This is a genomic window from Pseudomonas sp. B21-054 (assembly GCF_026016345.1).
Classification (GTDB): domain Bacteria; phylum Pseudomonadota; class Gammaproteobacteria; order Pseudomonadales; family Pseudomonadaceae; genus Aquipseudomonas.
Genome location: NZ_CP087204.1, coordinates 1,947,892 through 1,970,921, shown reverse-complemented (window position 1 = coordinate 1,970,921; position 23,030 = coordinate 1,947,892). Strand labels below are relative to the sequence as shown.

18 protein-coding genes and 1 pseudogene are annotated in these 23,030 nt (G+C 44.5%); 10 read left to right on the top strand and 9 right to left on the bottom strand.

Going from position 1 to position 23,030, the window contains the following annotated elements; translation table 11 throughout:
* Positions 1 to 131: 131 nt before the first annotated feature.
* The 9 genes from LOY70_RS08785 to rffA all read left to right on the top strand — a co-directional run bounded on the left by LOY70_RS08785 (position 132) and on the right by rffA (position 8,306).
* The gene (locus LOY70_RS08785) at positions 132 to 1,934 is read left to right on the top strand and encodes a DUF6077 domain-containing protein (protein ID WP_265035546.1); all 1,803 of its coding nucleotides are present in this window, start codon (positions 132 to 134) and stop codon (positions 1,932 to 1,934) included.
* Positions 1,935 to 2,630 (top strand): WbqC family protein, encoded by a 696-nt coding sequence (locus tag LOY70_RS08780; protein ID WP_265035544.1) that lies wholly within the window; start codon positions 1,935 to 1,937, stop codon positions 2,628 to 2,630.
* Positions 2,627 to 3,556, top strand: coding sequence for a glycosyltransferase family 2 protein (locus LOY70_RS08775; protein ID WP_265035542.1), 930 nt, complete (start codon positions 2,627 to 2,629; stop codon positions 3,554 to 3,556). The genes LOY70_RS08780 and LOY70_RS08775 overlap by 4 nt, the downstream gene beginning before the upstream one ends.
* Complete coding sequence (locus LOY70_RS08770) at positions 3,537 to 4,175, top strand: class I SAM-dependent methyltransferase (RefSeq protein WP_265035540.1); 639 nt, start codon at positions 3,537 to 3,539, stop codon at positions 4,173 to 4,175. The genes LOY70_RS08775 and LOY70_RS08770 overlap by 20 nt, the downstream gene beginning before the upstream one ends.
* Complete coding sequence (locus LOY70_RS08765; protein WP_265035538.1) at positions 4,172 to 4,837, top strand: acetyltransferase; 666 nt, start codon at positions 4,172 to 4,174, stop codon at positions 4,835 to 4,837. Before LOY70_RS08770 ends, LOY70_RS08765 begins: the two co-directional genes overlap by 4 nt.
* Positions 4,834 to 5,757 carry a hypothetical protein gene (locus tag LOY70_RS08760; protein WP_265035536.1) on the top strand — a complete coding sequence of 308 codons (924 nt, stop codon included), beginning with the start codon at positions 4,834 to 4,836 and terminating at the stop codon, positions 5,755 to 5,757. Before LOY70_RS08765 ends, LOY70_RS08760 begins: the two co-directional genes overlap by 4 nt.
* Positions 5,747 to 6,181: a GtrA family protein gene (locus LOY70_RS08755; RefSeq protein WP_265035534.1), complete on the top strand. Its 435-nt coding sequence runs from the start codon at positions 5,747 to 5,749 to the stop codon at positions 6,179 to 6,181. The genes LOY70_RS08760 and LOY70_RS08755 overlap by 11 nt, the downstream gene beginning before the upstream one ends.
* The gene (locus tag LOY70_RS08750) at positions 6,178 to 7,047 is read left to right on the top strand and encodes a class I SAM-dependent methyltransferase (RefSeq protein WP_265035532.1); all 870 of its coding nucleotides are present in this window, start codon (positions 6,178 to 6,180) and stop codon (positions 7,045 to 7,047) included. The genes LOY70_RS08755 and LOY70_RS08750 overlap by 4 nt, the downstream gene beginning before the upstream one ends.
* Before the next feature lie 113 nt (positions 7,048 to 7,160).
* Positions 7,161 to 8,306, top strand: coding sequence for a dTDP-4-amino-4,6-dideoxygalactose transaminase (gene rffA / locus LOY70_RS08745; RefSeq protein WP_265035530.1), 1,146 nt, complete (start codon positions 7,161 to 7,163; stop codon positions 8,304 to 8,306).
* 51 nt (positions 8,307 to 8,357) lie between these two features.
* Here rffA and LOY70_RS08740 read toward each other — a convergent pair.
* The 9 genes and pseudogenes from LOY70_RS08740 to LOY70_RS08700 all read right to left on the bottom strand — a co-directional run.
* Positions 8,358 to 8,531 (bottom strand): annotated as a pseudogene (locus LOY70_RS08740) (transposase domain-containing protein); the annotation flags it as partial.
* A 638-nt stretch (positions 8,532 to 9,169) separates the two neighbouring features.
* Positions 9,170 to 10,321, bottom strand: coding sequence for an acyltransferase family protein (locus LOY70_RS08735; RefSeq protein ID WP_265035528.1), 1,152 nt, complete (start codon positions 10,319 to 10,321; stop codon positions 9,170 to 9,172).
* Positions 10,314 to 12,425: a hypothetical protein gene (locus tag LOY70_RS08730; protein ID WP_265035526.1), complete on the bottom strand. Its 2,112-nt coding sequence runs from the start codon at positions 12,423 to 12,425 to the stop codon at positions 10,314 to 10,316. The genes LOY70_RS08735 and LOY70_RS08730 overlap by 8 nt, the downstream gene beginning before the upstream one ends.
* 85 nt (positions 12,426 to 12,510) lie before the next feature.
* On the bottom strand, positions 12,511 to 12,888 hold the full coding sequence (locus tag LOY70_RS08725; protein ID WP_265035524.1) for a hypothetical protein: 378 nt from the start codon (positions 12,886 to 12,888) through the stop codon (positions 12,511 to 12,513).
* On the bottom strand, positions 12,885 to 13,847 hold the full coding sequence (locus LOY70_RS08720) for a glycosyltransferase family 2 protein (RefSeq protein WP_265035522.1): 963 nt from the start codon (positions 13,845 to 13,847) through the stop codon (positions 12,885 to 12,887). Before LOY70_RS08720 ends, LOY70_RS08725 begins: the two co-directional genes overlap by 4 nt.
* A gap of 104 nt (positions 13,848 to 13,951) precedes the next feature.
* The gene (locus tag LOY70_RS08715; protein ID WP_265035520.1) at positions 13,952 to 14,896 is read right to left on the bottom strand and encodes an NAD-dependent epimerase/dehydratase family protein; all 945 of its coding nucleotides are present in this window, start codon (positions 14,894 to 14,896) and stop codon (positions 13,952 to 13,954) included.
* Positions 14,893 to 19,344, bottom strand: coding sequence for a glycoside hydrolase family 99-like domain-containing protein (locus tag LOY70_RS08710; protein ID WP_265035518.1), 4,452 nt, complete (start codon positions 19,342 to 19,344; stop codon positions 14,893 to 14,895). The genes LOY70_RS08715 and LOY70_RS08710 overlap by 4 nt, the downstream gene beginning before the upstream one ends.
* Positions 19,341 to 20,699, bottom strand: a complete 1,359-nt coding sequence (locus tag LOY70_RS08705) for an ABC transporter ATP-binding protein (protein WP_265035516.1) — start codon at positions 20,697 to 20,699, stop codon at positions 19,341 to 19,343. Before LOY70_RS08705 ends, LOY70_RS08710 begins: the two co-directional genes overlap by 4 nt.
* Positions 20,689 to 21,507, bottom strand: coding sequence for an ABC transporter permease (locus LOY70_RS08700; protein ID WP_265035515.1), 819 nt, complete (start codon positions 21,505 to 21,507; stop codon positions 20,689 to 20,691). The genes LOY70_RS08705 and LOY70_RS08700 overlap by 11 nt, the downstream gene beginning before the upstream one ends.
* Before the next feature lie 496 nt (positions 21,508 to 22,003).
* Here LOY70_RS08700 and LOY70_RS08695 point away from each other — a divergent pair, with 496 nt between their 5' ends.
* Complete coding sequence (locus tag LOY70_RS08695) at positions 22,004 to 22,963, top strand: glycosyltransferase family 2 protein (protein ID WP_265035513.1); 960 nt, start codon at positions 22,004 to 22,006, stop codon at positions 22,961 to 22,963.
* Positions 22,964 to 23,030 lie beyond the last annotated feature (67 nt).

Sequence of the window (23,030 nt, the reverse complement as noted above, 5' to 3'; positions counted from 1 at the left end):
CCTCCGTAGGCATGCCAACACGCAAAAAAAAGGCTACATAAGTATAAGGGTGACGCCCTACCCTTCCAAAGGATAAAATGGTGCCGACAACCTCTAAACAATTGCGACAGCACTAGAAAGCCGAGAAAATAATGAAGATTGTTGTAAATCCAGAGGACCGAACGATTGAGTTGTTGCTGGCATATTTCTATGTTTTTCTGGCAGCGGGATTTTTTGTATTTTCAATTGGAATAAAAACCTCCATTGCTTTCGGAACAGCCTCCAATATCATAGGTATCGTTTTTATCCTATTATTGATTTTGGGGGGGAGCATCCTCCTCCGCAAGGGAAATTATGTGGTAAGCGCGCTCAAACAAAAAAACTCTATCCTGGTATTTCTTTCTGCACTCACGACTGGACTGATAACATCATCAATTAATAGGCCTGATATCGATGACTCAGTCTACGCCCCCAAGGCGGTCTTTTACACGGAAAACCCAAGTGCCCTTATAGACAACTCTATAACTTGGATAGCAGGAATTCCGACCGAAGCAAATTCTTTTGTCTTCCAATATTATGAGGTGCTGCAAGCATCATTATCTTCATTATTAGGCGTCCACTTTCTCACTATATATCATATAATATTTCCGCTTTTAGTTGGTTTTCTTGCATTTTGCTCAATTTATCTTTTATTGGGTCTATTTTATCAGGAAACTCGTACCAGGCTAGCGGGCGCTATTTTCCTTGTAATGTTAGCAATGTTGCTGGGGGAGACCCATAGAACATACGGAAACTTAAGTATCGCAAGGGCATTCCACGGAAAATTCGTCTTGTTTTACCTTGGATTTTATAGCTGGGCTTATTATTCAATTAAGTATTTTAATGAAAAAAAAATTCGACAAATTTTTTTTCTAACTATAGTTTCCATTGCACTAATCACATTAACGACGACCACCTTTATTTATGTGCCTTTTTTGTCGCTAGCTGTCTATTTTGCCTTCTTTCTATCAAGGGGTGAATTGTTTAGCACGAACGCTTTGAAGGTAGGAATTGGTTATTTTATTGCGCTTTTACCAACTGCAATGCTTGCTTTGAGTTTCAGACAAGAAGCACAGAAAGTAATGCCCGCTGGAAGCTCGATTAATTCAGGCTTCTCTGCCGACTTCTTTGACCAGATTGGTTATCTTATAAATACTGACTTTCCGCTCACACCATTTATTTTTGTGATTTCATTGGTTCTTGTGAGCCTATTCTCACCCCATAGAAAATTCTTTATTTTATGGACATTGATTCCTTTTGTACTCCTATTAAATCCTGTTGTCTCGGGTTTTGTTATAAGGCACATAACTACAGAAAATGCTTATTGGCGAATGTTTTATCTTTTGCCATTTCCGCTTATCTCTGCGATTGCATTTTGCTCTTTAGTTCCCAAGGCACGACAATTTAAAATCATAGTTTCCTCCACATTTCTTTTACTCGGCGGATTGATCTTTGTTTCACCTTCGTCTGTCCTCAGGCCCGAAAATGGTGCTAAGTTTGATTTTTGGAGTTACAAAATCCATGAGCCAATGCGCTCATATGTAAACGATTTTGCAAAATCAATGGCACCGGGAAGTGTTTTTGCCCCGCTCGAAATTTCTGGCAATCTTGTTATCTATACATCAAAATTTCCACAGTATTACCTTAGAGAAGACTACCTAGGGCTTGTTGTTGGTAAATATCTTGACACCGACAACGCCTTGGAGCGCAATCTTACTGCCAGCTATTTGTACGGAAGCTCAACGAATCCCGCTGCGAGGGACGCTTTTCAACGATTTATCAGTCAACATAAACCTGATTACTTAATATTAAATCCGCATTCTTTAAATAGTGCAGAGGCAGGCGGTTATCTGACTGCGCTTGGTTATTTCTCGGGCGTTCACGATGGATTTAATTATCAGACCTGGAGAAGATGAGTGAGTAAAACTGTAGCCATATTGCAATCAAACTATATTCCATGGAAAGGCTATTTTGACATGATTGCGGCAGTGGATGAGTTCATTCTTTACGATGACATGCAGTACACGCGGCGAGACTGGCGTAACCGCAACCAAATTAAGACGCCACAGGGTGTTCAGTGGCTGACGGTTCCTGTCGTGGTGAAGGGTAAATACCATCAGAAGATCCGCGAGACAGAAATCGACGACACTGAGTGGGCGGTTACGCATTGGAAAGCGTTGGTACAGAACTATCGCCGTGCACCACATTTTTCTCAAATTTCCGCATGGCTGGAGCCGATCTATATCCAAGAGACCTTCACCCACATCTCACAATTGAACCGTCGCTTTATTGAAGCTATCTGCGATTACTTAGGAATCAACACTGTAATCACCAATTCATGGGACTACAGACTGCAAGAAGGTAAGACCGAACGCCTTGCCGATCTTTGTATACAGGCCGGCGGCACTGAGTACATTTCAGGTCCAGCGGCCAAGAACTATGTCGACGAAAAGGTCTTTTCAGATAAGGGTCTTAAACTTACTTGGTTCGATTATGCGGATTACCCGGAATATCAACAACTGTGGGGGGAGTTTACACATGGTGTCACCATCCTCGATCTCCTGTTCAATTGTGGCAAAGATGCCCGTCGATACATGAGGTATGTGGAATGAAACTTTCAATCGTTGCGACCCTTTATCAATCTGCGCCTTATCTAAATGAGTTTTATGAGCGGGCGAGCGCCGCTGCAAAGCAACTAGCAGGAGACGACTTCGAAATTGTTCTTGTAAACGATGGATCGCCAGACAATAGCTTGGACTTGGCTGTAAAACTCACAGAGCAAGATTCGCACGTTGTTGTCGTTGACTTGTCACGTAACTTCGGTCATCACAAAGCGATGATGACTGGCTTGGCGCACGCCAGAGGGGAGCGAGTTTATCTGATTGACAGCGACCTTGAAGAAGAGCCTGAATGGCTAATGCACTTTGCTGGGCAGATGGATATCGAGCGCTGCGATGTGGTCTACGGAGTCCAAGAACGTAGAAAAGGAAGCTGGTTCGAGCGCTGGAGCGGTCAGTGGTATTATCGCTTCTTTAAAGCACTGACAGGTCTAGTACTACCGGAAAATATTGTCACTGCACGCTTGATGACACGTCGTTATGTTGAAGCGCTGTTGCTCCATGAGGAGAGGGAAGTTTTCATGGCAGGTTTGTGGCATATCACTGGTTTTGACCAGCGCCCACATATCATAAAAAAACATAATACTAGCGAAACCACATATACCTTTCGTAGCAAAATGTATTTATTGGTTAACTCGGTTACGTCTTTCAGCAATGCACCTTTGGTGAATATTTTTTACATTGGTGTTTCGATCTCGTTGTTTGCTTTGACTTATATCGCATACCTAGTCACGCATTGGCTCTTCCTTTCAAAGCCGTTAAGCGGATGGACCTCGGTGATGGCTTCAATCTGGCTACTTGGTGGAATGATCATCTCTTTTATTGGCGTGGTTGGAATCTATTTGTCAAAAATATTCTCTGAAACGAAACAACGTCCTTATACCATCGTGAGGCACATCTATGCACAACAACAAGATTGATTTGCTCCGAGAGGTAGCGGCTTACTATGCCGAAAAGCTTGCGGAGCATGGAGACACGCCTCGTGGCGTCGACTGGAATGGTGAAGAGAGTCAAACCATTCGATTTGAGCAACTTTGCAAAGTGATTGGCTCAGAAAAATCTAATTTCTCACTGAACGATCTTGGTTGCGGCTACGGCGCCTTGTTGGACTATCTGCAGGGAAAGTACTCGACTCATACATACCTTGGTGTGGACGTTTCCCCCGAAATGATCAGGGCTGCGAGCCAAAGGTATGCTGCTATACCTCGCGCCAGATTCATCCCTTCAGCAGAGCCAGACCAGGTATCTGATTATGGCGTGGCCAGCGGGATCTTCAACGTGCGCCAAGGTCGATCGAACGCCGAGTGGTATGACTACCTCCAAAGCACACTGGACGTGCTGGATCGCACCAGCAGGCTTGGATTCTCTTTCAACTGCCTGACCTCGTACTCCGACGAGGACAAGAAACGCGACTATCTCTACTACGCCGACCCGTGCCTGCTGTTTGATCTATGCAAGCGCCGCTATTCCCCTCAGGTTGCTCTGCTCCATGACTATGGGCTTTATGAGTTCACTATTCTGGTTAGGAAAACGCCATGAAGAAATCGCTTGTAATTTTTGGCTCTGGAGAAATTGCTCAACTTGCGCATTACTACTTCAGCACTGACTCGGAATACGAGGTCGTCGCCTTTACCGTCGACTCCTGCTATATCAAGGAGTCTAACTTTTGCCGCTTACCTGTCGTCGCTTTTGAAGATATCACTAAAGAGTATCCGCCCGAGAAAAATGATTTCTTCGTCGCACTGAGCTATTCGAAGCTTAACGCAGTTCGCAAGGAGAAGTTCCTTTCTGCAAAAGAGAGCGGTTATAAGCTTGTGAGCTATATTAGTTCTCGCGCAACGATGCTCAACGACGGAAAAATTGGCGAAAACTGTTTCATCTTTGAAGACAATACGATCCAACCATTTGTAATAATTGGTAACAACGTGACTTTGTGGAGTGGTAATCATATAGGCCATCATTCAGTTATCCATGACCATACTTTCATTGCATCGCATGTAGTTGTCTCAGGTGGTGTGGAAATAGGCGAGCAATGCTTTGTCGGGGTAAACGCCACATTACGCGACCACATCAAAATTGGAGATCGGTGTGTTGTAGGAGCAGGGGCACTGCTCCTCGATGACGCAGATCCCGATGGCGTTTACATCGGTGCGGCTACAGAACGCTCAAGGGTACCGAGTACTAGGTTAAGGGGCATATGACTAGATATTGGAGAAAACTAGGTCAGCTTTACACTCCCAAGCCAAGCGGGCGACATCCGAAATTGATTTCGCATGCAGCCAATCCTTTGCCTGTACATATGGAAGGCGATGTTTATCGTATATTCTTCAGTGGCCGTGATGAGCTCAATCGCTCCTCTGTGGGTGCTGTCGATGTCGATATTGCTCAGCGCAAAGTTATTAACGAACATCATGCCCCATTTTTCGAGCACGGTCCGATTGGTAGTTTTTTCTCCGACGGCGTAAGTATTGGCAACTGTTACGAAGCAGACGGCGCTCAATATATGTTGTTCATGGGGTGGCAAAATCCCATAGACGGACACTGGCGAGGAGATATAGGCCGCCTGATCGTAACCCAACAATTCACGCTGGAACTGGATAGCCCTGAACCCTTCCTGGGCAGTAATACAATCGATCCTATCAGCTTGTCCTATCCCTGGGTACTTGGAAGGCCATCAGGCGGCTTTCATATGTGGTACGGATCTACGCTTACTTGGGATGCAGGTAACGGCGAGATGTTGCATGTAATCCAGCATGCCTCATCTGATGACGGGAGTAACTGGAATCGGACTGGTTTAGCCGTGCCTTACGAACTTGGACGAGCTCAAGCCTTTTCAAGACCTACCGTAGTGATGAACGACTGCGGGAATTTTGAGATGTGGTTCTCATATCGTAGCGGCGCCGGGGAAAAGTACCGCATAGGACACGCCCAGTCCATGGATGGAAAAAAATGGGAATTGGACCTAAATAGTGCGTGGATTGACGTCTCATCGAGTGGGTGGGACTCTGAGATGATCGAATACCCATTTGCATTTCATCACTCAGGAGCTTTGTACATGCTTTACAATGGCAACGGGTATGGTAAAACCGGTTTTGGTTTGGCGGTTCGTGATGAATGCTGAATCGATTTTTTCACCATCTCAAAAGGTTTTTCGGCAACTTTTTAGATACGCACTTATTGGTGTACTCACTAATCTTTGTGGTTATACAATCTACCTTCTCCTGACCCATTTATGGGGTGCCCCTAAATTAACGATGACATTACTATATTCAGCAGGGGCTCTGATCGGTTTCATTGCTAACCGACGCTTTACCTTTCGCCATGACGGGCACATTGGCATAGCCGGTATCCGCTACCTGTTCGTACAACTAGCAGGCTATTTGCTGAATTTATTTTTGCTGACGCTATTTGTGGACTGGTTGAATTTTTCACATCAACTCGTCCAAGCCGTAGCAATCATTGTGGTTGCCATCTTCTTGTTTGTGCTGTCGCGGGTATTCGTGTTCGCGCCACAACCGGCCGAAAAGGGAGTAACACGGTCATGAAACGCTGTCTTAAGTGCGAACATGTTTTTTCTTTGGGCGGATGGATTTGTCCAGTGTGCGATTACGCACCGGTCTTGTTGAACGGTGTAGTGGCTCATGCACCAGGCTTAGCAAATGATGGAGGCGGATTCAAATCCCAGTACTTTCCTGAATTAGCCAGATTAGAAGCTACTAATTTCTGGTTTCAAGCCCGCAACAAAATTATTCTCTGGGCTCTTCGTACCTACATGCCAAACCTTCAAAATTTTCTGGAGGTTGGTTGCGGCACTGGTTTTGTGTTGTCTGCCATCTCTGAAGCACATCCAGAAGTAGCATTGAGTGGCAGTGAAATTTTCGTTGCTGGCTTATCCCATGCCGCTGAGCGAATAAACTCTGCGAACTTCATGCAAATGGACGCACGCCATGTGCCGTTCGTGGATGAATTCGATGCGATAGGCGCCTTTGATGTGCTGGAGCATATTGAGGAGGATGAAGCTGTCCTTGCTCAACTCCATAGAGCACTGAAGCCTGGTGGAGTTTTGTTATTGACTGTCCCGCAGCATCCCTGGCTGTGGAGCGCTTCCGATGAATACGCCTGTCATGTGCGGCGATACACTCGCCTGGAAATTGAGGCAAAGGTTCGCTCCCGTAGCTTTGAGCTTTTAAATAGCACGTCATTTGTAACGACTCTTCTTCCAGCAATGATGCTTTCGCGAGAGTTCCAAAAAAGAAATCCACACACTTCCAACCCTACTGATGAGCTAAAGATCAATCCATTTTTGAATAAAGTATTTTACTCTCTAATGATGTTGGAGCTTGCTGGGATTAAGCTTGGGCTAAATTATCCTGTTGGCGGCTCCAGGCTTATTGCGGCACGAAAACTGTAGATCTGACTGCACTACGCCACCACAACAGTATAGAAGTAACCTTTGTTTTACGCATGCTACTTGTTTATTGTAAAATTCTGAAAGGCGATACCACGAATTGATTTAAGGAATATATGAAAAAAACAAATAACCGCATTCCGTTTAACTGGCCTCACATGACGGGCAAGGAGCTCTACTATATTGCTGAGGCGCATTTTAACGGCAGTTTGGCTGGGGACGGGCCTTTCACCAAACGCTGCCATAGCTGGATAGAGGATCGAACTGGTTGCCATAAGGGTCTACTTACCCACTCTTGCACGGCAGCACTTGAAATGGCTGCCTTGCTGTTGGACATTCGGCCGGGCGACGAGATCATCATGCCCTCGTACACATTCGTTTCTACCGCTAATGCTTTTGTGCTCCGCGGTGGTGTCCCCGTATTCGTTGATATCAGAGAAGACACGCTGAATCTAGACGAAAGGCTGATTGAATCGGCAATCACGCCCCGCACCCGCGCGATAGTCGCGGTCCACTACGCGGGTGTTGCGTGCGAAATGGATACGATCATGGCTATCGCTCGACAGCATGGATTGAAAGTCGTTGAGGATGCGGCGCAGGGAATGATGGCGAGTTACAGGGGCCAGGCACTGGGCAGTATCGGTGACTTGGGGGCCTACAGTTTCCATGAGACCAAAAATGTTATCTCAGGAGAAGGTGGGGCACTACTCGTCAATACCCCTGAACTGGCGTTGCGCGCGGAGATCATCCGTGAGAAAGGTACTGACCGCAGTAGCTTCTTCAGGGGGGAAGTGGATAAGTACACTTGGCAAGAGGTGGGGTCATCATTCCTTCCGGGTGAACTTATCGCAGCTTTTCTTTGGGCCCAACTTGAAGAAGCAGACCGAATAACAAGCGCCCGGCTGGCAAGCTGGCAGCGCTACCACGATATTATCGAGCCGCTCGAGGCCAAAGGGGCTTTAAGGCGCCCAGTAATACCCAAGGAATGCACGCACAATGCCCACATGTATTATGTACTGCTGTCGCCAGAACTAGATCGTCAAAAAATTCTCGATGAGTTTAAGCGAAACGAAATCTGGTCGGTTTTTCACTACGTGCCCCTCCATTCATCCCCTGCGGGAGTGCGCTATGGACGTGCGCATGGTGACTTAGAAGTCACTATCCAGCAGTCTGAAAGACTGGTTCGGTTACCAATGTGGGTTGGTTTGTCGGATGAGCAGCAGGATCGCGTCGTCGAGGTGTTGCGTGCCGCTTCTAGCTGAGTTGCCGGAATTAGAAAAGTGCATGTACTTGAAGAGGCCCTAATCCTATGGCTATCTTGAAATTTTCGGCATGCATTTCCACGACAGCAAGGCCTCGAAGTCTTCTACGTTCGAGGCTTGTGGCAGGCGCTCAAGTGCGTGGCGCAGCCGCGAATAGGGCTCCTGACCGCAGGTTTTAGCCAACTCGGCCAAACTGTAAAGTTGAGCACTGCCGCTGCGCCTTCTGTACTTGCCATTACCGCTACCCCGGCGGCAGTGCAAGTTCGTCTGACACTCGATCCTTTAGCACTATCAACCTCCCCCGTTATATGGCGGGTCGGCTACCGCAAGGCATTTTCGGGGTCTGCTTGGTGTTCGCTGCGCGCTACGGTCTGCACGGTCATTGACTTACTAAAGAAAATCTTTCTTCAAATACTTCAGCCTATTCATTGCCTCCTGAACTGCTCCAAAGTGTTTCCAGCAAAACGACAGTAGCCGGGTGGGATTCGCACTCACAGAACTCATACTCCTTACGCCGCCGAGCGTGCGGTCCGGCCCTTTGTTGCATGGAGCGCTTACAATCCACAGGCTCCGGGTACAGATAAAATCTTTCGACTTTGGCGTTGGGATGCGTCATGAAGTGGGGGCTCCATAAAAGAATGGGGAGCCAGCATTGAGGACCAATTGACGATTTAAAATGTGGAGCAATTACTATCGAGTCAAATCTCTTCGAAAAATATACTTGCCCCCACCAATTGGGCCACCGACCTCGTGACTCGTTCCAGCATCTGTGAACTGAAAAATACATTAAAAAGGGGCTAACAACTATCCGCTCTCCCCAATTAACGATAACGTCAAACAAATTTATGATGCAGAGGCCTGTATTAATGTGCAGCAAGGAAATCCTTACCCACTCTTCTGCTTATCAATTTTTCACCTAACCGAATGCCGGGCTCCTCAATCAGGAAATTCATCAACCTGGCTACCGGCACAAGGATAAGAAGTGTGACTGACGCAGAACTCACAAATGCAAAACCATCACCGAAATATTGATAAAAATAGCCGTAAACAGGTTTCAACATATACACAAGAGGCGGATGGCAGAGATACAGTCCAAAGCTAAGACGCCCCAAGTATGAAAATAATGGATTGGTAATAGCAAAAATTGGAGCTAAGCACTGGGACACTATCAACATAACAAAAACGAGCGCCCATAGACTTGACCGATTACCGACAATCGACAGCAATATTTGTTCTTTCGCCACGAGCCCAAAAGTAAGTAACAGCGCTAAAAATAATAATATATATCCTATACCTCGAACATGAACTCGAGCTTTGAGATCGGAATAAAGAAAAAAACCAAATATACCAAAAAAGAACACTCCTATCGAGCCCAAAAAACTCATATAGGCATATCCCGCCGGGTAACTAGCAGAAAGATAAAACTTATAAAACACCGCACTCAATGCAACGGCTGCCAAAACAGCAATCACCGAAATGTAGATATTCCTGACAAAAATCAGCAAATAGGGAACCAGAATATAAAATAGTACTTCAACACCAATCGTCCACCCTGCCCAAACCATACTTTCATGCTGGCCGGGCATAAAATTAAATAAAAGCGAGAGCGTCCCAAAATAGCTCATCGGCGAAATATATGAACCAAACTGAAGCGGTATATATATCAAGTAAAATGTCGCAACAAAGTAAAACAAAGGAGCGATTCTCATAAAACGTCTAATGGCATATGAAGAAAGCCAACCGTCTTTACCAACACGTGACGTTGTACTTAAAAACAGCGAAAACGCACTAATTACGAAAAATAACGGGACCCCCAGACCAAAGTAGGCCGGAACGAAGGAAAATTGAGGAGGAATCTTTAATCCATGCATACCAAGGACGTGAAAAATAACAATCAATACCGCTGCAATCCCTCGCAGAGAGTTTAATCCTTCCAACCCAAGCTTTTTTGCGCCTAGCAGTTTTACCTCCGACACTAGCAACGATGAATCTGCGCCTACCTGATTATTAGTCATCTTGCGATGCCCTCAAAACTTCCATAGATATAAATTTCAGAACACTATCTTTATCGTGCGGCGTAACATAAACGATGCCCTCAGCAGCATTACTTGGAGCGACAAATATTTTATTATATTTTTTAGGCTCCGACGTAGCATTAAATATCGAGATGCTGGTGTTTATAAACTGTCCTTGTTGGTCAATCCAATTAATCTGCAACCGACCTTTACCAGATCTTTTTCTACTGTTTAATGCGACAGCCTGCACCTTAAGCACGTCTCCAGCCTTTGTAGAGAACCGCTGTGATAAGATATTTGAGTTGTCGGCCCCCGGCCCGACTTCGACTCCTAATGAGTCCTTCAACAGGTGGGGGTGGCCTGACCAAAATTTAGAGTCATCAAAAAATGGTGACTTGGTTACCGGGACATTAAGCTCATCGTGATAGTTAACCGAATAAACTCGCCGTCCTAAACTATCAAATTTTTTAACTCGCGATGAGTCAACATTTTTATACAGAACAAATTTCGCCTCATCCTCCGGCCTCGTAAAATCGGGATCTAAATGACTTGTCTGGTAGAACACCCTTTTGAAGGTAGTCCCTGCTCCATCGCGGATCTCGTCAGGAAGTGAACCGTTAACCATCCAATCTACCGGCTTAAAGAAGTCATTTACCCCTTTATCCGCATAAACAAATACCAAACCGTCTATTTCACGATTATCACCATTCTTAAACTCTTGGTATGTCGGGTACGGTATAAAATTACGTAATTTAGACAAACCAGAAGGCAGCGAATTATTGGTGATAAGCAAATCACTTTCGTTAAAATTTTCACGCAGAACTGTATCAGCTCCAGCGAAATCCAAAAACTCGACACGACTCTTTATAGCACTGATTGATGAAGCATTACTGAGTGGAAATCCATTTATGCTATACCAGGCGCTGACCACAAGTACGGTAGTAAATACAGCCAACACATTAGACTTTACCCACCCCCGACACTCCAAAAATAAAAACCAAGAGAGAACCAGGAAAGGTATTGCTCCGACATAATATCTGGCATGAGGTGCTGAATAGCGATCTAAACTAAAAATACACAGTGGGAAAACAACTATCACCAGTGCACAAAATGACAGACCTTGTGAAAGCTTAACATTATTCGCAAAAAGCCCAAGCACACCGGTAAAAAGAAAAATGTAAAGATAATTTTTATCACTTAAATTTACGACATTGTGAATAAATTGATCTATTACAATTCTTATGTCTCCAAGACCGTAAAAACTAGTAAGGAAAAATCGTATATAAAACTCAAGCCCACCACCCGACACATCTGTGGAATTTATTGGAAGCTTAAGTAACATACCAATAACCAGATAGCTTATGATTACACCTGTGACCGACCCGATAAGAATTTTCGGCCAAGATTTTCTCTCGCTTACCCACACCAGCAACGCAGGCAGTACAAAAAGGAAGAAAATTATCTGAGACCGGAAGTGAGACAGCGCACCGATTAACAATCCTATAGATAGTGGGCTCAATCGTGTGCAAAAACAGCACCAAAGAACCAAAATACTGGAGAAGTACGCAAACGTATCGTTACCTGGATAAACCGCGGTTATCACCACCGGAGTGAAAGCTACACTTATAATAAATAAAAACTGTTTTAGTCCAACAAAAAAACGTCGCGCTATTGCAAACAAAAGCATATTGGAAACAACTATTACCCCTATGGATAGCAGATGCGCGGAGTAAAAACGCATCGTACCAAACATCAAATACCATAAAGAGAAAACTGAGGAATATAGCTTAGATGGATAGCTCTTCGTGACATCTATAAGCTGACTATTCTCTTGGAAGTACCCATAAGCAGAACCACCGCCCTCCGGGTTCATTGATGAATATGGATAGATAAAATTTGCATGATCCCTCGCCATCGCGACACCAGAAACCAAATAGTGTGACACGTCATGTAGGTTAGCTGGGCCATGAAAAATCAAATAATAGAATACAGAAAACACTGCGACCAACAGATAGCATGCCAACGTTGATACATTATTCTGACGACGCGTTATCAGGCTTTGTATTTCAGGAACAAAATCCCGATTCAACAAAAAAAAACTCATATGTAGCATCCTTATTCGTCGAACAATCGTAACTAACGATACGATTCGAAATGACTATTATTGCAATCGGAAAAGTATAAAAATCTTATTCAAGTATAGAAATCCATACACCGACTCCAATCAACGCCGCACCTGCAAATGTCTTCCAACTTAGAGACTCTCCCAGTAAATAATGCGCCATTAATGGGACGATGAAAAATGCTAGTGCCACAAATGGATATGCTAGTCGCAAGGGCATCGAGCGCAACACAATAAGCCACATAACTGTAGCCACGGCGTATACCAGTAATGCGACAATAAGCTTCACATCCAGAAAACTGGCTATTATATTATTTGGATTATAAATAAAACTCGTCGCAGCCAGCTTAAATAGAATCTGACCTGTGGAAAGCGCAAAAACTGTAAGAAGTATCAGAGCAAACTGAACCAGAGACATATTTGTAGACTCTACATTATTTTTCATCGTAGTTTATTGTGCAGCACGCGACGTGGAACTGATGAAATGTCGTAAGCCAAAAAGGCCAGAATAAATTGAATGCCCACGATAATTGGAATAGCAGAAAGCATTATCGTACCTGCCGGAGTGGGAGCTCCAGTTTCAATGGAGGCAATCCAATGACTGGAGCCAAATGTCACGCCGAATAACAACATTAATAAACCAGCAGGCAACTCCAGGGAGGCAACAGACATGTCTCGAAGGTAGTAGTTATAGAAGATCCTCTTCGTGAAATTACGAACATGCTTGGTAAAAAACTCGCCTACTACTTTGGAGATTTTCAGATTACTGACTTCATCGCCATACTTTGCATCCATAGGAATGTCAATTACTACTGCACGCAGAGTATTTAGACGAAATAACATATCCGTCTCAAAGAAGTAGCGCCGACTAATTTTATTGAACGGAAGATGACGCGCGGCATCTTTATGTATTGCAGTAAACCCGTTTGTTGGATCAAAAAGGTCCCAGTAGCCGGAAGATAATTTAGTCATAAAGGATAGAACCGCATTTCCAAACAGCCTCATCTTCGGCATAGCTCGGATTTCTTCAAGATCAAAAAAGCGATTCCCTTTCGTGTAATCAGCTTCGCCAGCTGCTATTGGGGCTATAAAGCGAGGTATGAGTTCAGGGTCCATCTGACCATCACCATCAACCTTAACAAGGATATCTATCCCGTCTTTGATACCCGCTTGATAACCAGTCATAACCGCACCACCAACCCCTTGATTTACCTCATGCCGAAGAATTATAACGCGCTTGTCATGACAGTTCTCGCTAACATAATTTCCCGACCCGTCCGGGCAGCAGTCATCTACAACATAAATCTTGCTGACCTCTGCACCTATTCCACTGATGACCGCCAAGATATGCTCACGGACTTTGTAGCAAGGGATAATAACTGCGATGGTTGGTGATATTGACATTACACTTCAACTCTCTTGTAAGCGCGTTTTATAAAATTTCAGCGCGATGTGCATTGGGACCTATTTAGGCTATCTGCCGGAGGATGAAATATACACCCGACCAATCAGCTATTTTTGAACCAAGCCAATGTTTTCAGTATTCCGCTTCGAATGTCAACAAACGGAGTCCAGTCAAGCTCCGTCTTAGCCAATGTGCAATCCAGAATACTCTTCGAAACATCTACGCCTCTGGCGCCTTTATAAGTCAAATGAAGGTTATCACCCAAGACTTCCGATAGTATAGCGACAATATCAACCAAGCTAACACCGACCCCACTTCCTACGTTAAAAACGCGCAGGTCACCCTTATAAGTAATGGCCTTTATCAACGCACCCACCACATCGTCTATATATATGTAATCGCGAATAATGGACCCATCACCCCATATCTCTATATTTTCGCCTCTCAGTGACTTAGATATAAAAGCGCCAATTACACCCTGCTGCTTTCGAGCATATTGATAAGGACCATATGGATTAGATACCCTAAGCGATACCGTACTAATGCCGTAGAGCCTCTCATACAACGCGAGGTATTTTTCAATCGCAAGCTTACTTATACCGTAAGCTGATATTGGTTGCTCCAGGCTTCCTTCCGGCGTAGGAATAACCGAGGCATCACCGTAGACCGTTCCGCCCGACGACACAAAGACGACTCGCCGTACATTGGAAGCCCGACACGCCTCTAGCAACTGTAACGTTTGAATAATATTTTGTTGAGCATCCAGTATCGGAGACGCATTGGAGCTCGCCGGTGTGTTGGTACTGACAAGATGAAAGACAACATCTATGTCGCGGACAGCCCTAATGAGGTCCTCTTCATTGAGAAAATCCCCCTGAAAAACCTCAACACCTTCGATCGTGTTCATATGCCTAGAGAAAGCTCGGACAGCTTTCACACGTCCCTTAAGTGCTAAACACAAGTTAGTACCAATAAAACCAGAGGCACCCAACACAAGACAACGCTGTGCGCGCAAACTTTCGGTATTTAAGCTATCCGAATTTTTCATTTGGATACCTGATCATAATGAGAAAATTGTCTACGCAATTCCTCAATATAGCTTTTAGCTTGAAGTGCTACAGTGCTAGACAGTGAATACTCACTTGCAACCAGCTTTTGGACAATCGAAATTTCTTCTAGCAGTCTACTGGCGTTACTGCCGCCAATTACGCTGCCCGAGTGGCGGCGGTGAAAATTAAGCGGACGCGGTGTGAAAGCAATCTTTCCGCTCCTCAATACCTTAATATAAGTCAACCAGTCACCGGCCTTGCTTAAAGACCTAATTTCCGCGAGACACTGCAGAAACGTATCGGATATCGCCTGCCGCTTAAATAGAACTCCGCTGACGTTGGGAATAGTGTTTTTGACGGCCATATATTTTATGACTTCATCATCACCATCGGCAATATAGGGCACTTGCCAATGATCACTGCATATATCCTGCCGATAAACTTGATAATCATTAGATAGGAGAAGACTCTGCCCATTTATTTGTTGGCTTTCGCAATAACTGATTGAAATTTCGCTATCCCGTTCCATAGGCGCTATGACCGTTTCCAGAAAGTCCGCCGCACTTAGATCATCCGCTTCCGCAATCCATACAAAGTCGCCTGTCGCGAGTGCAACTCCTTTGGCCCACTGATCGAAAACACTACCCGAGTTTTTTTCATTAACAATCAGGCGACATTCGATCTTATTATTAGAAAGCCATTTTTTAATTTCAAAAACACTTTCATCCGTCGACGCATCATCGAGAATAATGAGCTCATAGATAGGTAAGCTTTGATTTAAAATCGAGTCTAGTCGTCCTACAATGTACCGAGCATAATTATAATTTGGAACAACAACAGATACCCTAGGCAGCTTAATACCTGAGTACTCACAAAGATCAAAGAGGTAACTCCGGAACGCATAATCTCGGTCCACAAGGGAGCTCGCCTGTTCGCCCAATGCCTGAGTAATTTCCGGCTGATCTAATAGGTTCACCAGTTGCTGAGCAAATGCGCTAACGTCTTCCATCGGCACCACTCGGCCGCCTGTCTTGGAAGCGAGTTTGGCTCCACCACCAGAACCTTCGAATGCGACCACAGGAACTCCTGCATCGAATGATTCTAGCACCACGTTTGGGAACGGGTCTTCACGGGAAGTAAGAGCGTAAACATCGGCGGCTGCATGATAGCTCGCGGTATCAGGTTCATAGCCAAGAAACTTAAACGAAGAAACATGCTCCTTGACGACGGCTTCAACTTCCCTATGGAGAAGATCATCCCAATGGCCAATCCAGATGAACAATGCATCAGGTTTTGACTCCAGTACCTCCAGCGCAGCCTTAGCAAATAAATCGACCCCTTTGCGCCGATCGGCATATCCAACAGCCAACACAATTGGCGCGTTCAAGGCCATACCAAACCGTTCGCGCACCTCTTTACGTACTTGATCCTTATTAAATCGCAAAAGGTTCCTGCGCCAAAGCCCTTGAGGTCGGATGATTTTTTTTGCTTCGTCTATATCGGCAAAGCCGGCAAAACCGTCCTTAACTATGCTTGCAGGAAATACCACTCGATGCGCAAATCGTGCTATATCTTTGGCTTGCTCAGAAAGATTACTGGTCGCTATGACTCCTGGCATCTCATGAATAAGACTTACACAGCGAATACCTTGGGAGGTAAGTGCTTCTACGAAGCTACCGGAAACGGTGGTATTAACGATGGCATGCTCTATACCTTTTTCAGCAAGCTCGCGGGCAAGCTCAAAAGAACGACGTTCAAAGTCTGGACCAGGTAGTAAATCGTAAACGGGGGAGTACTGTGCAAACTCTCCTCGTAACCGACCTTCACCCAGTAACACTGTATGCACAAGTAACTTAAGATCATTAACTAAAGAGCGAACCATCCCAAGCGCCAAGAATTGGGCTCCATGTGGATGCGCATCGTGAGAAATAAGCGCAATATTAATTTTTTGCGCTCCGTACGCCTCACCGGTCAGCGCTCTGCGAGTAGCATCCAACCAAGCATAACCGTATTTTGCATCCGGTTCTAAATGTGCACCTTCCGCCCACTCGTTCCAGGCATTTACAAATACCAGTTTCTCGTCCGCCGTGCCCGATTGCTGACAAGTTTCAACTATGGCGTTTTCAAGCCATGCTTGATAGTCTTTTGGAGTACTATTGAGAAACACAGTACCACCGTTCTTTCTCCGCGCAGTGTTGTCCCAGGATGGACAAACACTGCGAAAGAGACGATAAGGTGTCTTCTTATAATTCTGCGATCTTTTCAAGAACACAGACCAATCATAAACCGTACCGCCAAAACTGCCGGAGGCCTTTACTTGAGAAGTTATGTTTGGCGGAGCAGAATTATTAGGCGGAAACTCAATTGCCGCATCAAAACCATACGCTCTTGGATCTTCAACTTCAAAAGATTGCGTATATGCAAGGTATATCTCACCGATACCTTGCTCACGAAACCACTTTCTCCAACGCTGGCTTGTTTCAAGTGCAGATGGCAGCAAACTTGGTCGATAAACAACTAACAGAGGTTTACCGTCGACCCGTATGTATCGGGAATCTTTCATGTACCTTGCAACGTCTGCTGCAAAGGCAAGATCATCTTCTGGTGAGTGCTGTTGGGCTATGAGAACTTCACTGTCTTTCCCATCCCAGCGACGACTCCAGTTTTCATTAGCCCAGCATAAACAAAATGGGTGATCCAGAGTGCTATCAGCCAGATAATTTTCAATAGGTTGCTCCAACAACCGTTTACCACCAAACCAGTAATAGTAGAAGCAGAAGCCACCAACGCCGTAAAGCTTAGCAAGCTCTATCTGGCGCTTTTGAACATCACGATCCAACAAATTATAATAGCCGAGCTCACCGGGGACATGAGGCTGATAATGACCATCGAACTGAGGCCGAGCCGGTTTTACATTCGTCCACTCCGTAAAACCCTCTCCCCACCAGTCATTATTTTCCTTAATAGCGTGAAATTGAGGTAGGTAAAATGCTATGAGCCGTACCGGTAATTTTTTTGGTGGATTGGATCTTAATAGGGGAACGTAGCATCCTACACTTTCCTCATGATTATGGTTAGTAAACGTCGCGGGGGATGGCAGATCAAAACTTGAAAAGTTCATGCCATACCAACTACGATAGGCTTGGCTCCATGAGAATAGGATTGGAAGTTTTGTGAACAAAATAGCTTTTATTTTTGACTTAAATTCAATTGAAAATGGAAGCTCATGCCATATAGTACGAGCCACCCAGCCAAACTTGCCAACTAAAAGTTTAAACACACGATCATGCATAACTCTGCGCAAAAAACGAAGCGGCTTCGTAATTTTCCACGAAGAGCTATTCAGTATTTGATCAAGCTCACGCTCGAGATCTATTACTCTATTCTCAACACCGTCAAGTTTTTGTTTTTTTTGCTGCAATTCAATACTTAACTGATCCCTATCGACACCAAGCTGCAGCAATTGAGTATTGAGCTGACGCGATTCGGCAACTTCTTTAATTAACCACTGACTACTTTCGCTATTGCTCAGTTCTAGCCTTGCAATATCCGACCATAAACTACGTCGCTCATCTTCGAGATTATTAACAAGATCGATTAGTGGAAAAAACCGGATAAATTCAGTTTGTAGTCCCAACAGTATCTCATTAGCAATGGACTCTCCAAGCTCGAGCTCATCACGTGACAGCTTCGACAAAAACTGATATGTGTCATACACTATAGACGATGCACGACTATCCAATCTTAATTGAGCTTCGCTATAACGGCTATGCCGCAAGCCCTTATCCAAGAATCCGCCTTCAAAAATCTCGACCTCTTGAGAACCTTGCTCAGCGATGGGAAGATCTAGAAACTTACCCACTCGCTTCATTTGATCATAAGGAGCATCCATAAACTCATCATAATCTACCACAACACGACGGGCGTCTTCCGTCATCTGCAACGCAGGTAGCATGTGTTGAAGCCAGAGAAAATAGGTTTTTTCTGCAGGAATATTGTTTCTCTTGCTAAGCGAGTCGACAATACTTACCGGGTTGCGGAACGCGATAACATAACTCACATCGCACTCAACCGATCTGAAGACTTCTTTCCAAAAGGGAAGAAAGCGACTGGTACGCGGGTCCTTAAAACCCCAGATATTATTTTCTTCCAGTTTTCTGGAGATGAGCTGTGACGCTTTCAGCTTGATACGGCTAATCTCCGAATCCGCGATTGAAGTATCCCAATCCCCACCTAGTTGATCGTAAGCTGATCCAAAATAGCTCAAAAGCTCTTCATTGATTTCGAGACACTCACTGTCTTCCCAGAATCCTTTAGGATTATCGGATGCTGCCGGGTGCAAATTTGCTCCCAAGCCCACACCCAAAAGCTCAAGTCCTCGGGTAATTGCACTAGTACCACTGCGATGCATACCAATGACAACAATCAATCTTTTTCTGGATTTCATATCAGGCACTCAATTTCTGGCACGCAGTTAAAGTCAACAATTGCTGTTGCCAGATTTTTAGAATCAGGCAGAACTCGAAACATTTGAACATCAAGCAAACGATGAAGATATACATCCACCCCGTCCACGCATCCAGTAACACCGGCATTTAAAAAATAAACACCCGGATTGAGATTACACGTAAAAGAAAACTCTACATTATAGACTTGACCAGCTTGTACGTATGGAATCCCATCCTGAGCGAGGTTGGCCGTATGTGAACCACCTAACTCAACGCCAGAGGTTGTCTTAATCAACATACCAAACCGAACACTCGTTACAGACCGACTGAAGGTCACACGATACTTGTACTTATATATGCCGCGCGCCACCAGATTGTTAACTCTACTATTAAGCGAATTAACAACTTCGGTATCACTTATACAAGCGCCATTGTCGGCATATTCTATGGTGCTAGTCGGCTTTAAGTTAGGATCGTAACTTTCTTTGAGCGAAACATCCTCCCCCTTTCCAGGGGGCAATGCTTTGCCTAACTCATCTAGCGCATCATCCGAAGCGAGACTATCACATAGCAGCGCTGCCCTTATCTGGGACTTGATAACCTCAGATTTTTCGCGCGGAGCATATAATAATTTTTGATAGCAACCCACTATATACTTAGGCAATCCTACACTTAGTCTTTCACCTGAATCCATCAAAATTGCGCGATCACAAAGTTCTATAATCGCTGCGCCAGAATGAGAAACAAAAAGAATTGTAGATCCTGTTCTCTTAATTTCTTCTATGCGAGAGTAACACTTACGCTGAAAAAGCTCGTCTCCAACAGAGAGTGCCTCATCAACGATTAGAATTTGCGGATCAACATTTATCGCCACAGAGAATGCGAGACGAACCATCATCCCGCTGGAGTATGTTTTAACCGGTTGATTTATAAAATCACCGATTTCCGAGAAAGCTAAAATATCACTATAGCGAGAGTCAGTTTCTTCCTTGGAAAGTCCTAGTACTGCGGCATTTAAATAGACATTTTCACGCCCAGTGAATTCGGGATTAAACCCGGATCCGAGTTCTAACAAGGCAGCGACCCGCCCATTTGTAGCTATTGAACCGTGCGTTGGATTCAACGTACCGCATATCATCTGCAGCAATGTCGATTTACCGCTTCCGTTACGCCCAACGATTCCTACCGTTTCTCCCTTCTTTATTTCGAAAGAAACATCACGGACAGCCCAAAACTCACGAAAGTACTGTCTACCGCCGCGAGCGAACATCTGTAGAAGTCTGTCCCGAGGCGTATCATAAATATGATAGCACTTGCTGAGCCCATCTACTTTTATTGCAATATCAGAGGACATCTGCAAACCCTTTCCTTGTCTTCTGGAACCATGCAAAACCAGCAAAAGCAATTATACTGGAAGCAACCAAGTAGACAGCTAAAAGCGAAAAACTAGGCATCCTTCCCCAGAACAAAACTTCTCTTGCTTGCTCAATCGCCGGGGTTAATGGATTCATGTATAGAAACCTTCTATACTCCTCCGGCAACGCGGTAGCCGGATAAAATATTGGAGATACGAACATCAGCGTCGTGGTAACAATACCTATAAACTGCGCTACATCTCTCAAGTACACACCAAGAGATGCTATGAACCACGACAAACCAACAACAAACAAAACCAACGGAACAATAACCAAAGGCAAAAGAAAGATACTAACCGCAGGCCACCCAAAAAACATTACATAAGCAACAAGCCACACTATTAAACTAATAAAAGCATGAAACAATGATGCACCAATTGCCACCCAAGGTAAAACCTCTAACGGAAAAACTACTTTTTTAACATAATTCACATTAGACACTATCAAACCGGGCGCCTTATTCACACACTCAGCGAATATATTAAAAACAATCAACCCCGAAAATAAAACCAGAGCAAATTCGGCTTTCGAATCACTCCCTACGCTCCACCTAGCTTTAAAAACAAAACTAAACACGAAAGTATAAACGGCCAACATGAATACCGGATTCAAAAATGACCATATCAAGCCCATAAAAGAGCCTCGATAACGACCAACAACTTCCCGTTTTACTAGCGCTAGTACAAGATTGCGATTCCTATACAGGCTGGCAAACATCTCACGCGGGGACGCAGAGAAATTCTGCATTAGAAAGGCACCCTAATTTTATTCACAGACAACCCTCTTTTTACCATCGACCACGAACCACATACATTTTCAAAACCAAAAATCAAGCTGAATACATAAATCATATAGCCAGCACCAGAGTCTGAATATCAAACAAGATCATCAAAAACACGCTCCGAGGATCTTTCATCAGCACATTAGACCTTATATAATACCTGATCCATAGTTATCTAGTCAAACCTCCACCTTTACTCTTCAATCATGAATGGACCATCAGAAAACACAGAAAGTCACCATGCTTGGGCCCAGCCACCCGCTGACTTACGCACGATACTGTGCCCCCCCCTGGTTTTGCCATTGCGCTGACGCTTCGGGATTCCCATCCGCATCTCGCATCCGCGTCCAGGACTTTTATGATTGATAAAAACACCTTGATCGCTGACAATTACTCAGACCATCGATCACATGCCAACCCTGACATTAAAACTAATAAGCATGTAGGCCCACAGAGAGACATATGCCATTTAACGCACAACAGATCAATACCACTGAGCAGATTGGTCATATAGCGATTCTTCTTTGCACTTATAATGGTGAAAAATTTTTAGAAGAGCAACTTGACTCCATTGCCAATCAGACCTACACGAACTGGTCTCTTTATGTTTCCGATGACGGTTCGACCGATGGTACAATTCATAAAATAGAGTGTTTTAAGTCAAAATTTTCACCTGGAAAAGTTACATTGCTCCAAGGTCCTAAACAGGGTTTCGCGAAAAATTTTCTATCACTTATAAAACGCAATTATACAGCAGCAGATTTTTTCGCGTTCTGCGATCAAGATGATATATGGTTTGCTGACAAACTAGAGAGAAGCATCAAACGGCTCTCCAACTCAGCATCAATTCAACCCGCCCTCTACTGCTCTCGAACTAGACTGGTAAACATGAATGGCGGAGTGATTGGCTTCTCCCCCTTATACTCGAAACCACCTTCTTTCCGAAATGCCCTTGTCCAGAGCCTGGCAGGTGCGAACACAATGCTAGTCAATAAAAGTGCAAAAGAGCTGATAAGTCAAACACCGGATGATGCACCTATACCAGCGCATGATTGGCTTGCTTATCTACTGGTAAGCGGAGCAGGAGGAGAAATTACGTTTGATAAATTTCCCACCCTCGACTATCGCCAACATGACAACAACCTTATTGGTTCAAACTCTGGAATTACAGCCAGGGCATCCCGCTTAATAAAGATGTTTTCGGGACGTTTCAAGAACTGGAACAACCATAACATTTATATTCTCGAAAAAATGCAAACCTACCTTTCCACAGAAAATCTTTTACACTTCGAAAATTTCTGTAATGCCCGGAAAAGTCACCTTTTACATCGAATACACTTCATCATGAAGTCCGGTGTACACAGACAAACCCTAGCCGGAGAAATCAGCCTCTGGGTTGCGGTCGTCCTAAACAAGCTATGATACCCCTCCTTATTAAAGTACTATGTTCAATTATTACTATCCACCCACCCTAAATACATTCAGACAT